This window comes from Blastococcus sp. SYSU DS0541 (assembly GCF_054050875.1).
Genome location: NZ_JBJHAD010000007.1, coordinates 61,916 through 76,003 on the forward strand (window position 1 = coordinate 61,916; position 14,088 = coordinate 76,003).

Below are 14,088 nucleotides of genomic sequence, written 5' to 3' on the forward strand. Positions count from 1 at the left end.
AGCTCGTCGCAGTCGGCGCACGCACCCACCGCCCGGCAGGATGGGCCGCATGCCGATCACGACCCGCGAATGGCAGCTGGCGGCCCGCCCGCACGGTGAGCCCACCCCCGACGACTTCCGGCTCGTGGAGCTCGAGCACCCCGACCCGGCCGAGGGGCAGGTCGTCGTCCGCATGCTGGTGATGTCCGTCGACCCCTACATGCGCGGCCGGATGAACTCCGGGAAGTCCTACGCGGCCCGCTGGGAGATCGGCGAGACGATGAGGGGCGGCGCGGTCGGCCGGGTCGTGGCCTCCCGCTCGCCCGCCGTCCCCGAGGGCGCGCTCGTGCTCGCCGACGCCGCCTGGCGCGACGTCGCCGTCCTCGACGCCGCGCACGTCCGGGTGCTGCCCGAGCTGCCCGGCATCCCGCCGAGCTACCACCTCGGCGTGCTGGGGATGCCCGGGTTGACCGCCTGGGCCGGGCTGTTCCGGCTCGCGGAGTTCCGGGAGGGCGACACCGTCTTCGTCTCGGGCGCCGCGGGCGCGGTCGGGAGCCTGGTGGGCCAGTTCGCGAAGCTGTTCGGCGCCGCGGCGGTCATCGGCAGCGCCGGGACGCCGGAGAAGGTGCGCTGGCTGACCGAGGAGGTGGGGTTCACCCGCGCCTTCGACTACCACGACGGCCCGGTGGCCGAGCTGCTCGCCGGTGCCGCGCCCGACGGCATCGACGTGTTCTTCGACAACGTCGGGGGCGAGCACCTCGAGGCCGCCATCGGCGCGTTCAACCAGTTCGGCCGGGGCGCGCTGTGCGGCGCGATCTCCGGCTACAACGCCACCGAGCCGGCGCCGGGGCCGCGCAACATGTTCATGATGGTCACCAAGAAGCTCAGCCTGCGCGGGTTCATCGTCGGCGACCACGCCGACCTGCGGGACGAGTTCACGACGAAGGTCACCGGGATGGTCACCTCCGGGGACCTCGTCGTCCGCGAGACGGTGCGCGAGGGCCTGGAGAACGCCGTCGACACCTTCCTCGACCTCCTGCGCGGCGGGAACACCGGCAAGATGGTGGTGAAGCTCGCCGACTGACGCCGGTTCCCGCCGGGCGGGACGGGGCAGAGCAGGGAGCATGTGGCTCTTCCTCACCCGCCGGCTGCGCATGTGGCTGATCCTGACCGTGCTCGTCCCGCTGGCCACCGGCCTGCTGCGCCGGCTGGGCCGTGCCCTCGAGCGGCGCCGCGGGCCGTCGACCGTGAGCAACGCCCTGCTGAAGGCCGGTGACCTGGGTGACCGGGCCCGGGCGACCCTGGGCGGCGGCCGCCGATCACGCCGGGCGTGACCGAGCCGGCCCTGGAGACCCGGCCGGCGACCGGCCGGCCCGCCGCGGTGGCGCTGTTCTGCCACGGCGGGACGGTGGCCAGCGTGGAGCCGCCCCGCGAGCGGGCGCTGTCGCTGGTGCGCATGCGCGCGATGGAGCAGTTCGTCTCCGCCGCCGGCACCGAGCGGGGGCTCACCACCTGCCTGCTGCGCTACCGGGTGGCCGGCTGGAACGGGGCCGCCGCCGACGCCTACGCCGACGTCCGGTGGGCGCTGGACCGCATCCGCGCCGAGCACGGCGACCTGCCCGTCGTCCTGGTCGGGCACTCGATGGGCGGCCGGGCGGCGCTGCGCGCGGGCGGGCACGACGGCGTCGCGGCGGTCTGCGCCCTCGCGCCCTGGACGCCGCCCGGTGAGCCGGTCGGCCACCTGCGCGACCGCACCGTCGCGATCCTGCACGGCCGGGGCGACCGCTGGGTCCCCGCCCAGCTCTCGGCGCAGTTCGCGGTGCGGGCCCACCACGCGGGCGCCCGGGTCGCGCGGTTCACCATCGCCGGGGGGCACAGCATGCTGCGGTCGGCGCACCGGTGGCACGGGTTCGCCCGCGACGTCGTCCTCGCCGGCACGGGGCTGGCGCCGCTGCCGCCCGGTCTCGCCGGAGCGCTGGACCGCCCGGCACCCGAGGGGCTGGGCGTCCCGCTCTGAGGTGGGCAGGTCCGTTGCGGTCGTCGGCAGGACCGGACCTCGTCCGCTCGGGCGGAGGCCCTTAGCGTCGGCCCGGTGATGGACTGGAGCACCGACCCCGCCGAGGCCGCCGCCCACTTCGCCCGCCGGCTGGCCGTGGAGACCGACGTCAGCGACGTGCACGCCGCCCTCGAGTCGGGGTGGCCGGGCTTCGTCCTGGTCGACAGCCGCAGCACCGCGGCGTGGGAGCAGGGGCACGTGCCGGGCGCGGTGCACCTGCCGGGCGCCGAGATCCCCGACCGGGCGCCCGCCGAGCTCGATCCCGCGGTCCCGGTGGTGACCTACTGCTGGGGGCCGGCCTGCAACGGCGCCACCCGTGCAGCGCTCCGGCTGGCGCTGCTGGGTTACCGGGTGCGGGAGATGATCGGCGGGTTCGAGTACTGGGCCCGGGAGGGCCTGCCCGTGGCGGGGCCGGACGGTGTGCACCGGCCCGCCGTCGACCCGCTCACCGCCCCGTCCCCCGGCGTCAGCTGCGGGTGCTGAGGGCCTGCGCCGGGTCGTCGTCCAGCCGAGCCCACAGCAGCTGGTCGTGCGTGCGGCCGTCCCCGTAGCGGAAGCAGCGGCGCAGCCGGCCCTCGTGGATGAAGCCCGCCTTCTCGGCGCCCCGGCGCGAGGCGGTGTCATCCACCGCGTGGCAGAGCTCGATCCGGTCGACCGGCAGCGCGGCGAACGCCCACCGGCAGACGGCGTCGACCGCGGCGGCGGCCAGCCCGCGGCCGCGCGCCGCCGGCACCGTCCAGGAGCCGATCTGCGCGTCGCCTGCAGCCGGTCGATGGTCCATCCGCCGGCCGAGGAGCACCAGGGCATCGGTGCGCGGGGCGATGACGCCGCCGTTCCACCCACGGATCTCCCGGTCCCGGGACTGCCAGAGGACGTCGACGTCGTCCTCGCGCCAGGGCCGCAGCAGCGAGCCGCCCACCGGCAGCTCGCACGGCTGCAGCGGTCCCGCCGTGATCATGATCCCGATCGGGGGCTCACCCCTCCGCCGAACCCGGGGCCGTCATCGGCTTGTGGCTCTTGCCGGCGATCGAGTCGGGCATGAGCGCCGAGAGGCGGCCCATCAGCTTGCTGCTCACCGAGCCGGCGAAGACCGAGGTCTCGCCCTTCATCAGCCCCTCGAACCCCTGGCGGGCCACCAGCGCGGGGTCGTCCTTGCTGTCGCTGGCGCCGAGCTTGGTGTCGGTGAGGTCGGCGCGGTCGAAGAACTCGGTGTCCGTGGGGCCGGGGAGCAGAGCGGTGACGGTGACGCCCGTGTCGGTGAGCTCCTCGCGGAGGCCGAGCGCGAGGAACTGCACGAACGCCTTCGTCGCGGAGTACACGGCCTGGAAGGGCTCCGGCGCCTGCGAGGCCACCGAGGACGTGAACAGGATCCGCCCCTCCCCGCGGGCCACCATGTCCTGCGCGACCCGCTTGGCCAGGTGCATCGTCGAGATGCAGTTCAGCTCCACCATCCCGATCTCGGCGTCGAGGTCGGTCTCGACGAACCGCCCGCCGACGCCGACGCCCGCGTTGAGGGCGGCCGCGTCCAGGGGCCGGCCGGAGCCGCGCACGGCCGCGACGACCTTCTCGACCTCCCCGCGGACGGTCAGGTCGGCCCGGATGGGCGAGACCGCGGCCCCGCGCTGGCGCAGCTGCAGGGCCGCCGCGTCCAGCTCGGAGTCCTCGGCGACGACCACGAGGTCGAACCCGTGCTCGGCGAACTGCTTGGCCAGCTCCAGCCCGATGCCGCTGGACGCACCGGTGACGAGGGCGAGGGGTCGGGGCGTTGCGTCGGACACGGGACCTCCACGGGGTACGAACGGCGGACGGCACCCCCGTGCCCAGATCCGCACGGGCGCACTCCTGGCCGCGTGTCGGCAGCGGTCCCGTGGGGGTAGCCCCCGCCCGTGCAGGTGCACGTGCGGCCGGCCCCGGACCTGCGGTGGCTGCTGGCCCCGCGATACCGCTCCGCCGGCGAGCGCCCGCTCCCGTTCGACCCCGACGCGACGGTGGGCCACCTGGTGCAGGCGGCCGGGATCCCGCTGACCGAGGTGGGGGCGATCCGGGTGGACGGCGCCGCGGCTACGGCCTCCGGACGCGTCTGCCCCGGCGCGGTCGTCGGGGTCGACCCGGTGCCGCGGCCGGTCGCCGTCCCGCCGGGCGGCTTCCTGCTCGACGTCGGGCTGGGCGCCCTCGCCCGGCGGCTGCGGCTGCTCGGGCTCGACGCCGCGTGGTCGAACGACGCCGACGACCCCGGGCTGGTCGCGCGGGCGGCGGCCGAGGACCGGGTGCTGCTCACCCAGGACCGGGGCCTGCTCATGCGGCGGGCGCTGACCCACGGCGCGCTCGTGCGCGGCGCCGGGCCCGACGCCCAGCTCGCCGACGTCCTCGACCGGTTCGCCCCGGCACCGGCCCCGCTCACCCGGTGCACGGCCTGCAACGGCGTGCTCCAGCACGTGCCCAAGGAGGAGGTGGCCGAGCAGCTGCAGCCGGGGACCCGCCGCAGCCACGAGGAGTTCTCCCGGTGCGCCGCCTGCGGGCGGGTGTACTGGCGTGGCGCCCACGCCGCCCGCATCGACGCCCTCGTCCAGCGCGCCCGGCGGACGTGCCGGGACAGGCAAGGCTGACCTTGGCCCCAGGGGGCCACGGGTCGGCCCCGGCGTGACACGCGGGGCGGGCAGGAAGCAGGCGACCACCCCGCCCCGGATCAGCCTGCGAGGCCCGCCGTGTACCTGTCGAAGACCGAGGCCGCCGTCCTGCCGACGACGCTCCGCGCCCCCGCGCACCGCACCCCCCGCACCGATCCGGCCCGCCGCCGGCTGTGGACGATGCTCGGCCCGGCCTTCGTCGCCGCCGTCGCCTACGTCGACCCCGGCAACTTCGCGACCAACTTCTCCAGCGGCGCGGCGTTCGGGTACACGCTGCTGTGGGTCATCGTCGCGGCCAACCTCATGGCGATGCTCATCCAGTCGCTGACGGCGAAGCTCGGGCTGGCCACCGGCCGCGACCTGGCCACCCTCTGCCGCGAGCGCTTCCCCCGGCCGGTCACCTGGGGGCTGTGGCTGCAGGCGGAGGCGGTGGCCATCGCGACCGACCTGGCCGAGATCGTCGGCGGTGCGGTGGCGCTGTACCTGCTCTTCGGGGTGCCGCTGCCGATCGGCGGCGTGATCACCGCGGCGGTCGCCTTCCTGCTGCTGGCCGCGCAGTCCCGCGGGTACCGGCCGTTCGAGCGGGTCATCACCGGGCTGCTGCTCGTGGTGGGGCTGGGCTTCGGATACACGCTGCTCGGGTCCGGGGTGGACCCCGGCGGGCTGGCCGACGGCATGGTCCCCTCCTTCGAGGGCGCCGAGAGCGTGGTGCTCGCCACCGGCATCCTGGGCGCCACCGTGATGCCGCACGTGATCTACGTGCACTCGGCCCTCACCCCCGGCCGCTACGGCGACGCCGTGACCGCCGGCCGCACGCGGGAGGGCCGGGGCCGGCTGCTGCGCGCCCAGCGGCTCGACGTGCTCCTCGCCATGGGGGTGGCCGGCCTGGTCAACGCCGCGATGCTGGTCATCGCCGCCCAGCTGTTCACCAGCGACAGCGGCGTCGACAGCCTCGAGGGCGTGCACGCCGGGCTCGGCGACCAGCTCGGCACCGGCGCCGCGCTCGCCTTCGCCCTCGCGCTGCTGGCCTCCGGCTTCGCCTCCTCCTCGGTGGGCACGCACGCCGGGCAGGTCGTCATGGCGGGGTTCCTCAAGCGGCACATCCCCGTGCTCACCCGCCGGCTGATCACCCTGGCCCCGGCGCTCGCCGTGCTGGTGCTGGGCGGGGACCCGACGACGGCGCTGGTCTGGTCGCAGGTCGTGCTCTCGTTCGGCATCCCGTTCGCCCTGGTGCCGCTGCTGTGGCTGACCAGCCGGCGCGACCTCATGGGCGGCTGGGTCAACCGCCGCACCACCACGGTGGCCGGCAGCGTCGTCGCCGTCCTGATCATCGGGCTCAACGCCCACCTGATCGGCGGCCTGCTCTTCGGCTAGGCCCTCCGCGATCATGGCGCGGGGACCACGGGATCCAGCCCGCCCGTGGTCTGCGCGCCATGATCGCGGTGGTCTACGCTCGGTGGCACAACTGAACACCCATCAACAGCAGGGGAGCGCTTCGGCGCTGAGAGTGCGGGACACCGCAGACCCTCGAACCTGATCCGGGTCATGCCGGCGCAGGGAGTCTGGAGGAAAGACATGGCCGAACCGGCCGTCCGCCCGTCGTCCGCGAACACCGGGCGGGAGCGCCCCGCCGTCCGGTGGCGCACCGTCGACATCGTCGTCACCGCCGTCCTGGGCGTCGCCTTCGGCGTCGTCTTCTGGGCCTGGAACCTGGTGTTCGGCGTGCTCGCCGAGCCGCTGGACTTCTTCCCGCCGCTCTCGGCGGTCCTCAACGGCGTCTACCTCATGCCCGGCGTGGTCGCCGGGCTGCTGGTGCGCAAGCCCGGGGCGGCGACGTTCGCCTCCACGCTCGCTGCCGCGGTGAGCCTGCTGATGGGCTCCCCCTACGGCGGCATCATCGTCGTCTACGGCCTGGTGCAGGGTCTGGGGGCCGAGCTCGGCTTCCTGCTCACCCGCTACCGCAGCTTCGGCTGGGGCACCGCGCTGCTGGCCGGCGTCACCGCGGGGCTGTCGACGGCGGTCCTCGACAACGTCCTCTACTACAGCGAACTGGGCTTCCTGACCTTCCAGGTGCCGTACACCGTCTTCACGGTGCTCTCCAGCGTGCTGCTGGCCGGCGTCGTCGGCCTGCTGCTGGTGCGTGCGCTGGCCCGCACGGGGGCGCTCGGCGCCTTCGCGTCGGGCCGCGAGCGGGTCTGACGCGGCGGGTGCCCAGGAGGACCTCCCGGGACGCCCTGCCACTGCTCCCCCCGGCGAGCAGCGGCGGGGCGCCGGGCGCGCACGGCCCGTCGCGGGTCGTCGCCCGGGGGCTCGGCGTCCGGCACGCCTCCCGCCGGGCCTGGGCGATCACCGACGTCGACCTGGTCGTCGAGCCCGGGGAGCGGGTGCTGCTCACCGGCGCCTCCGGGGCGGGCAAGTCCACGCTGCTCGCCGCGCTCGCCGGGATCCTCGACGACGAGGGCACCGAGGTCACCGGTGAGCTCACGGTCGGCGGCACCTCCCCCCGGGCGGCGCGGGACCGGCTGGGCCTGCTCGCGCAGGACCCCGACAGCCAGCTGGTCATGACCCGCGCCGGCGACGACGTCGCCTTCGGCCTGGAGAACGCCGGCCTGCCGCCGGGGGAGATCTGGCGGCGGGTCGACGAGACGCTGGCCGCCGTCGGCTTCCGGTACGGCCGCGACCGGGCGACGCAGGCGCTCTCCGGCGGGGAGAAGCAGCGGCTGGTCCTGGCCGGGGCGCTGGCCCGTCGTCCCGGGCTGCTGCTGCTCGACGAGCCCACCGCGCAGCTGGACCCGGAGGGGGCGGCGCTGGTCCGCGATGCCGTCGCGCGGGCCACCGCCGACCGCTCGGCCACCGTGCTGGTCGTCGACCACGACGCCGCCCCGTGGCTGCCGCTGGTCGACCGGGTGGTGGAGCTGGTGCCCGGGGGGCTGGTCGCCCACGGTCCGGGCTGGCGGCCCACCCCGCGGACGGCCGGGCTGCGGCTGCCGCCCGCGCTGGACGGACCGGTCCTCCTCACCGCCGACGCCGCCGGCTACACCTACCGGGGCGCGGGTCGGCCCGCCTTGCTGCCGACCGACCTGACGTTGCGTGTCGGCCGGGTCACCGCCGTCACCGGTCCGAACGGGAGCGGGAAGTCCACCCTCGCGCTCCTGGTGGCCGGGCTGCGGGCGCCCACCACCGGGCGGGTGTCCGCCGCCGCGGAGCTGGCCGCCGGCACCCGCCGGGACGAACCGGCCCCGCACCGCTGGCGCGCCGGGGAACTGGTCAGCCGGATCGGCACGGTGTTCCAGCACCCCGAGCAGCAGTTCCTGACCGGCCGGCTGCGCGACGAGCTGGCGCTGGGGCCGCTGCGCTCGGGCGGCCACGCCGAGGCGGCCCGCCGCACGGCCGAGGAGCTGCTCGAACGGCTGGGGCTGACCGCGTTCGCCGACGCGAACCCCTACACGCTCTCCGGCGGGCAGCAGCGCCGGCTCTCCGTGGCGACCGCCCTGGCGACCGCGCCGCGGGTCCTCGTGCTCGACGAGCCCACCTTCGGCCAGGACGCCGGCACCTGGCGCGAGGTGGTGACGCTGCTGGCCGAGCAGCGGGCGCGGGGCTGCGCCGTCGCGACCGTCACCCACGACGCCGATCTCGTGACCGCGCTCGCCGACGACCGGGTGGCGCTGGGGTGACCGCCTCGCTCGCGCTCGGGCCGGCGCCGGACACCGCGCTCTCCCGCATCAACCCGGTGGCCCAGCTGACCGCGATGGCCGTCGTCACCCTGGTGCTGCTCACCAGCCTCGACGTGGTCACCCCCGCGATCGTCGTGCTGTTCGAGCTGGCCCTCTTCCCCGCGGCCGGGCTCACCTCCGCCCACGCCGTCTGGGTGCGCACCTGGCCGATGCTCTTCGGCGCGGCCGGCGTCGGGCTGGTCAACGTCTGGCTGGCCGAGGACGCCTCGCTGGTCACCGGCGTCGGGCTCGCGCTGCGGGTGGTCGGCCTGGCCCTCCCCGGCGTGCTGCTGGTCGCCAGCACCGACCCGGTGCGGCTGGCCGACGCGCTCACCGTGCACTGGCGGGTGTCCCCGCGCTTCGCGTTCGGCGCGCTCGCGGCGCTGCGGCTGGCGCCGCTGCTGGTCGCCGAGTTCGAGGCGCTGCGCCTGGCGCGGCGGACCCGCGGGGTGGAGGCCGGGCGCAACCCGGTGGCGCGGGTGCGGCTGCTGGCCGGCATCGGCTTCGCACTGCTCGTCGGCGCGGTCCGGCGGGGCTCCCGCCTGGCGACGGCGATGGACGCGCGCGGCTTCGACTCCGGCATCCCCCGCAGCAACGCCCGCGGTTCGACCCTGCACCGGCGCGACGCCTGGTTCGTCCTCGCGGCGGTGCTGGTGTGCGCCCTCGCGGTCACGGTCAGCGTGCGGACCGGTCACTGGTCGCCGATCTTCGTCGGCTAGCCCTGTGATCTCGCCTACACGAGGTTTGACGGACCCGGCGCGCGCTCACACCTGACGGTCAGGCCTTGCCGCGATCGGTGGGCCGGCGATGGAGGAGAGCACAGGCGTGACAGGGCAGGCGGCCGGCACGATCTGGCCGTCGGCGTACCCGCCTGCGGCCGAGCCGGTCCTCACCTGGCGCCTGCGCGACGTCGCCGAGCTGCCCCGGGTGCGGGCGCAGGTCCGCGCCCGCATCACCGGCTCCGGCGTCGACGACCTCGTCGACCGGCTGGTCCTCGCCCTCGACGAGATGGCGTCCAACGCGCTGCGCCATGGCGGCGGCGAGGTGCGGGCGGCCCTCCGCACGGCCGGTGACGGCTACCTGCTCGAGGTCACCGACCAGGCACCGCAGACCCCGCCGACGCCGGCCGTCGGCCGGGATCCCAGCCGTGGCGGGCTCGGGCTCTACCTGATCGCCGAGCTCGCCGCCGAGCACGGCTGGTACGTCGAGGCGGACGCGAAGCACGTCTGGGCGCTGCTGCCGCGCTGAGGGCCCGCGCGGTCAGCCCTGGGTGTGGAGCCGGACGGCGACGAGGGCGACGTCGTCCTGCAGCCCCTCCGGGCGCAACCGCTCCAGCAGGGCGTCGCACAGCTCCGGGAGCGGCCGGCCGGCCAGCTCGGCCAGCGCCGAGCGCAGCCGGGCGGTGCCCTCGTCGAGCGAGAGGTCGCGGCCTTCGACCAGGCCGTCGGTGAACAGGAGCAGCGTCGTGCCGCGCGGCACCGTCACGACCGTCTCGGTGCGGCGCGTGGCCGGCTCCACCCCGAGCATCAGCTCGGCCCGCTCGCCGGCCAGCTCCTCGATCCGGCCGTCCGGCCGCAGCACCAGCGGCGGCGGGTGGCCGGCGTTGGACCAGCGGAGCCGGGTCAGACCCGCGGCCCGCTCCTCGTCGCTCTGCTCGACGCGGACGACCGCGGCGGTGGCCAGGGTCCCCATGCCCAGCCCCCGGATGGCGAGGTCGAGGTCGGTGAGCACCCCGGCCGGGCCGATGTCGCGGTAGGCGATGCCGCGCAGCATGCCCCGGAGCTGCCCCATGGCCGCGGCCGCCGCGGTGTCGTGCCCGACGACGTCGCCGATGACCAGCACCGTCGCGCCGGAGGGCTGCAGGAACGCGTCGTACCAGTCGCCGCCGACCTCGGCGACCGCCATCGCCGGGTGGTAACGCGCCACGATCTCGGAGTGGTCGGGTTGCGGCGGCGCGGTGAGCAGGCTGCGCTGCAGCCCCTCCGCGAGCCCGCGCTGCTGCTCGTAGAGCCGCGCGTTGTCCAGCGCCAGCGCCACCCGTCCGGCGACGTCCCGCGCCGTCGCGACGTCCTCCTGGTCCGGCAGCGGCCGGTCGGCGGAGCGGTAGACGCTGAGCGCCCCGAGGGTCCGGCCCCGTGCCGAGAGCGCCAGCGTGATCGCCGACCGGGGCGCCAGCTGCCAGAACACGTCGCTGACCTCACCGGCGGGCAGGGTCTGCCCCACGGCCGCGCCGACGTCGGGCACCACGAGCACCTGCCCCGAGGCCAGCGCCCGCAGGATCGGGGCGTCGGGCGGGATCGAGGCCAGCCGCAGGCCGGCGTAGCGGCGGACGACCTCCCGCAGCTCCGGGTCCCGGTGCCAGCTGGCGACGTCGCGCATCCGGCCGTCCTCGTCGGCGAGGCTGAGGATCGCCCAGTCACCCAGCTCCGGCACCAGCAGCTCGGCGACCCGCTGCAGCGCCTCCTCCTCACGTGGCCGGGTGTCCAGCGACGCCGACATGGCCGTGGTCGTGTGCGCGACCAGCGCGAGGCGGGTGGCGCTGCGGCGGGCGTGCTCCTCGGCCGCCCGCCGCTCGGTGACGTCGAGGAAGGAGACCGACAGCCCGTCGGGCGTGGGCCAGGCACGCACCTCGAACCACGCCTCCAGCGGCTGCGGGTAGTAGGCCTCGAAGACCTGCTCCTCCCCGGTCGCCACCGCGGCCCGGTAGTACCGCTCGAAGTCGCTGCCCAGGCCGGCCGGGAAGAGCTTCCAGATCACCCCGCCGATCAGCTCGTCGCGGGAGGCGCCGAGCACCCGCTCGGCCTCGGCGTTGACGTAGGTGAAGCGCCAGTGCCGGTCCACCGAGAAGAAGGAGGCCTTCATCGCCTCCAGCAGGCGGGCGATCCGGACGTCCTCCTGGCGTTGCGGCGTCGTGTCGAAACCGGCGCCCAGCAGCCGCACCGCGGTCCCGCCGTCGTCGGAGACCGCCCGGCCCCGGCCCCGCACCCAGCGGGTGCCCCCGGTCGGTAGGACGACGCGGAACTCGGCCTCGTAGTCACCGCGCCCGTCGATGGCCGCCTGGAGGGCCTCGGTCGTCCGCTCCCGGTCGTCGGGGTGGACACGGGAGACGAAGGCCTCGATCGTCTCGTCGAACTCCGGCCGCGCGTAGCCGAACAGGTCCAGCATCCGGTCGTCCCAGAGGAGCCGCCCCGTCGAGAGGTTCCAGTCGAAGCTGCCGATACCGGCGGCGTCGATGGCCAGCTCGAAGCGGACCCGGTGGGCCTCGTACTCCGCCGTGAGCGCCATGAGCTGGAGCTCCGTGCTGACCGAGTCGGCGAGCTGGCGCAGCAGGGCGATGTCGCGCTCGCTCCACTCCCGCGTCCCGGGCTCGTACGCGCAGAGCGCGCCGATCGGCTCCCCACCCGCGGCCCGCAGCGGGATGCCGAGGTAGGCGCCGACCTTCCCGGACCGGACGGGGCTGCGATCGGCCAGCCGTTCGTCGCGGGCGGCGTCCGGCACGACGAGGCAGTCGCCCTCGGCCACGGCGACGGCGCACAGCGAGTGGGAGACCGGCAGCCGGGCGCCGATCCCACCCGGTGGCAGCCCGGTGCCGGCGACCGCCGTCTGCACCTCGCCGACGAGCGAGACCTGGACGGAGGCGCAGTCCAGCAGCCGGGTCGCGAGGTCGGTGAGCCGCTGGAGGCTGCGGGAGCCGAGGGCCTCGGGGACCAGCCGGCGGACCAGCTCGACGCGGCTCCCCGTGCCGGGCACCGCACCGGGGCGGGCCGGCCCGTCGGGGAGCTCGGCGGCGGTCACGTGGGTTCTCCTCCACAGACGGTCCGCGGGTGGCCGACGACACGGTGGTTCCGGGCACGGCAGAGGAGGAGAGCCTGTCACACCGGTGCGCCCGACACGTGTACCCCGTTCGCGGGAACCGGCGGCCGGGGCGGGCGCCCGCGCGGGGACCGGACCGGTCAGGGGTCCGGCCCGCTCGTGCGGGCGCCCGCCGTCCGGCGGGAGAGAGCGGACGGCGTCACCCGTCCACCGGCGCGTGCCCACGGTTCCCGCGGCGTCGTCCTGGGCGTCGTCCGGAGCACCGGGCCGGGGACCGGGGACCGCGGCCCCGGGCGACGTCGGCACCCTTGCCGGCCGGGAGGGCCGGTGGCCCGCCACGCCGCAGCCGGCCAGGTCCCGGCCGGTCAGAGACCCGGGCGGTCGCGGAGGGACCGCGCCGCCGGGTACCGGCAGGGGCCTGTCGTCCACCGCGCCGGACGGTTCGCAGGACCCGCGGTCCCCCGCCGTCCGCGATCCGTGCCTCCCTGGAGGGTCCGCGCGCTGCGTGCGGGAGCAGCAGCCGGGCGGGAGGTCGAGGCCGGATCGGTGGAGCGGAGAGGTCTGCGGGTGCCCGGAGGAGGCACCGTCGGGGGATGGGCCAGGTGCGGCCGAGGTCGGCCGAGGGGGACGTGCTCGAGGGCCGGGTCGACGGTCCGCGACCACCCGGGGAAGAGGGTGGCCGGTGCCGGCGGGCTCGACGGGAGAGCGGAGGACGGCGTGCCGCGGCTGTCGCCGAGGTCGCGCTGCAGGGTCAGCCTGACGCGGAGGGCGCCGGGCGGGAGTGCGACGAGGGCGCCCGCGGGGTCGACGGCTCCGGGCAGGAGCCGCTCGCGGGCTCGGTTCGTCGTGGGGAGCCCCGGACGGGGGCCGGATCACCCCGCGCCCCGGCTCCACCGGATCCCTGCGGAGATCGCGGTGCCGGCACCCGGCGGGCCGGTGGCAGCGGTGCGAGGACGCGGACCGGGATGGACGGCGGCGTGGACCGCGCCCCGTACCGACCCGGGGACGGCCAGTCCCGCGGTGGACGCCGGCCGGCGCGTGACCGGCTCGGTGCCGCGGGGTCCGTGGAGCCCGGGTGGGGAGTGGGACGGGCGGTCGCGTCAGGTGCGGCCGTACCGGTTCGCGACCCCGGCGGCGTCGCCGGTCCCGCGGAAAGGAGCGCCGCGGCGGGGGAAGACGCCACGGGCTGGATCGAGGGGGTGCTGGGCAGCTCGCGCAGCACCACGGGCGGGTCGAGACGGCGGAGCGCCCGGGCGGCGGGCCGGCCCCACGCGAGGTGCTGACCCCGCTCGCCGGCGCCCCACAGCGCCATCCGCCGGGTGAATGCGCGCAGCGCGGCGCGGCGCCGGCCGGGGACCGGCACGGGGGGTGCGGCGGTGCGCCAGGCCAGGTGCTGACCCCGGTCACCCGCGCCCCACAGCGCCATCCGGCGGTTGAGCCCGCGCAGCCCGCCGAGCGGCTCGCGGAGAGGCTCGGGCACCACGGTGACCCTCGGGGTGAGCACCGGCGGTGCGGCCGCCCGGGCGGGCGGCGCCGGCTGGACCGACCGCAGGGGGGCCGGCCGCGCCGACCGGTGCGCGACCGGCCGGGATCGGGGGCGGGGACGCGCCGCGTCCGCCCGGTCCAGGACGCCGATCAGGCCCAGCAGCGTGCTGGCCGGCTCGTGCGGGGAACGGTCGGCGCGCACGGCCACGGAGGCCGGCCCGAAGGCCTGCCGGCTGCTGCTCATGTCGCCTCCCGAAGTCGTGTCCGCAGCAGGGGAAGGTGCCGCGGACAAGGAGAAAACTAGGGAGCGGCGGGCCCGCGGGCCGGGTTCTCCGACACCCCTCCCGGGCCGCGTGACCGAACCGTTGCCCAACCCGTCCGCACCGGTCGGTGACCCCTCCTCCGGCGCGTGTCC

General features: G+C 76.5%; 13 protein-coding genes and 1 riboswitch. Of the genes, 10 read left to right on the forward strand and 3 right to left on the reverse strand.

Annotated features, from left to right (window positions below):
- The first annotated feature begins 49 nt into the window (after positions 1 to 49).
- The 4 genes from ACI794_RS09840 to ACI794_RS09855 all read left to right on the forward strand — a co-directional run bounded on the left by ACI794_RS09840 (position 50) and on the right by ACI794_RS09855 (position 2,518).
- Positions 50 to 1,063 carry an NADP-dependent oxidoreductase gene (locus ACI794_RS09840; RefSeq protein WP_456603378.1) on the forward strand — a complete coding sequence of 338 codons (1,014 nt, stop codon included), beginning with the start codon at positions 50 to 52 and terminating at the stop codon, positions 1,061 to 1,063.
- A gap of 40 nt (positions 1,064 to 1,103) precedes the next feature.
- Positions 1,104 to 1,313 carry a hypothetical protein gene (locus ACI794_RS09845; RefSeq protein ID WP_456582132.1) on the forward strand — a complete coding sequence of 70 codons (210 nt, stop codon included), beginning with the start codon at positions 1,104 to 1,106 and terminating at the stop codon, positions 1,311 to 1,313.
- Positions 1,310 to 1,996, forward strand: a complete 687-nt coding sequence (locus ACI794_RS09850; RefSeq protein ID WP_456603379.1) for an alpha/beta hydrolase — start codon at positions 1,310 to 1,312, stop codon at positions 1,994 to 1,996. Before ACI794_RS09845 ends, ACI794_RS09850 begins: the two co-directional genes overlap by 4 nt.
- A gap of 78 nt (positions 1,997 to 2,074) precedes the next feature.
- Positions 2,075 to 2,518 (forward strand): rhodanese-like domain-containing protein, encoded by a 444-nt coding sequence (locus ACI794_RS09855; RefSeq protein WP_456616338.1) that lies wholly within the window; start codon positions 2,075 to 2,077, stop codon positions 2,516 to 2,518.
- On the opposite strand, the gene ACI794_RS09860 is transcribed toward ACI794_RS09855, so the two are convergent.
- Positions 2,502 to 2,993, reverse strand: coding sequence for a GNAT family N-acetyltransferase (locus tag ACI794_RS09860; protein WP_456616282.1), 492 nt, complete (start codon positions 2,991 to 2,993; stop codon positions 2,502 to 2,504). The two genes, ACI794_RS09855 and ACI794_RS09860, sit on opposite strands and share 17 nt — an antisense overlap.
- 16 nt (positions 2,994 to 3,009) lie before the next feature.
- The gene (locus ACI794_RS09865) at positions 3,010 to 3,813 is read right to left on the reverse strand and encodes an SDR family NAD(P)-dependent oxidoreductase (RefSeq protein ID WP_456603382.1); all 804 of its coding nucleotides are present in this window, start codon (positions 3,811 to 3,813) and stop codon (positions 3,010 to 3,012) included.
- Between the two features lie 108 nt (positions 3,814 to 3,921).
- On the opposite strand from ACI794_RS09865, the gene ACI794_RS09870 reads away from it, so the two are divergent.
- From ACI794_RS09870 to ACI794_RS09895, 6 genes are all read left to right on the forward strand, one after another.
- Complete coding sequence (locus ACI794_RS09870; protein WP_456616283.1) at positions 3,922 to 4,641, forward strand: Mut7-C RNAse domain-containing protein; 720 nt, start codon at positions 3,922 to 3,924, stop codon at positions 4,639 to 4,641.
- Between the two features lie 99 nt (positions 4,642 to 4,740).
- Complete coding sequence (locus ACI794_RS09875) at positions 4,741 to 6,036, forward strand: Nramp family divalent metal transporter (protein WP_456603384.1); 1,296 nt, start codon at positions 4,741 to 4,743, stop codon at positions 6,034 to 6,036.
- Positions 6,037 to 6,136: 100 nt separating this feature from the next.
- Positions 6,137 to 6,240: riboswitch (TPP riboswitch) on the forward strand.
- Entirely contained in the window at positions 6,238 to 6,861 is a 624-nt protein-coding gene (locus tag ACI794_RS09880; RefSeq protein ID WP_456603385.1) for an ECF transporter S component, read from the forward strand. (Overlaps the previous riboswitch by 3 nt.)
- A gap of 8 nt (positions 6,862 to 6,869) precedes the next feature.
- On the forward strand, positions 6,870 to 8,336 hold the full coding sequence (locus ACI794_RS09885; protein WP_456616284.1) for an ABC transporter ATP-binding protein: 1,467 nt from the start codon (positions 6,870 to 6,872) through the stop codon (positions 8,334 to 8,336).
- On the forward strand, positions 8,333 to 9,094 hold the full coding sequence (locus tag ACI794_RS09890; protein ID WP_456603387.1) for an energy-coupling factor transporter transmembrane component T family protein: 762 nt from the start codon (positions 8,333 to 8,335) through the stop codon (positions 9,092 to 9,094). Before ACI794_RS09885 ends, ACI794_RS09890 begins: the two co-directional genes overlap by 4 nt.
- Positions 9,095 to 9,200: 106 nt before the next feature.
- Positions 9,201 to 9,623, forward strand: a complete 423-nt coding sequence (locus ACI794_RS09895; protein ID WP_456603388.1) for an ATP-binding protein — start codon at positions 9,201 to 9,203, stop codon at positions 9,621 to 9,623.
- A 12-nt stretch (positions 9,624 to 9,635) separates the two neighbouring features.
- Here the strand turns inward: ACI794_RS09895 and ACI794_RS09900 are convergent, their stop codons facing one another.
- Positions 9,636 to 12,170 carry a SpoIIE family protein phosphatase gene (locus ACI794_RS09900; protein WP_456616285.1) on the reverse strand — a complete coding sequence of 845 codons (2,535 nt, stop codon included), beginning with the start codon at positions 12,168 to 12,170 and terminating at the stop codon, positions 9,636 to 9,638.
- Between the last annotated feature and the right edge of the window lie 1,918 nt (positions 12,171 to 14,088).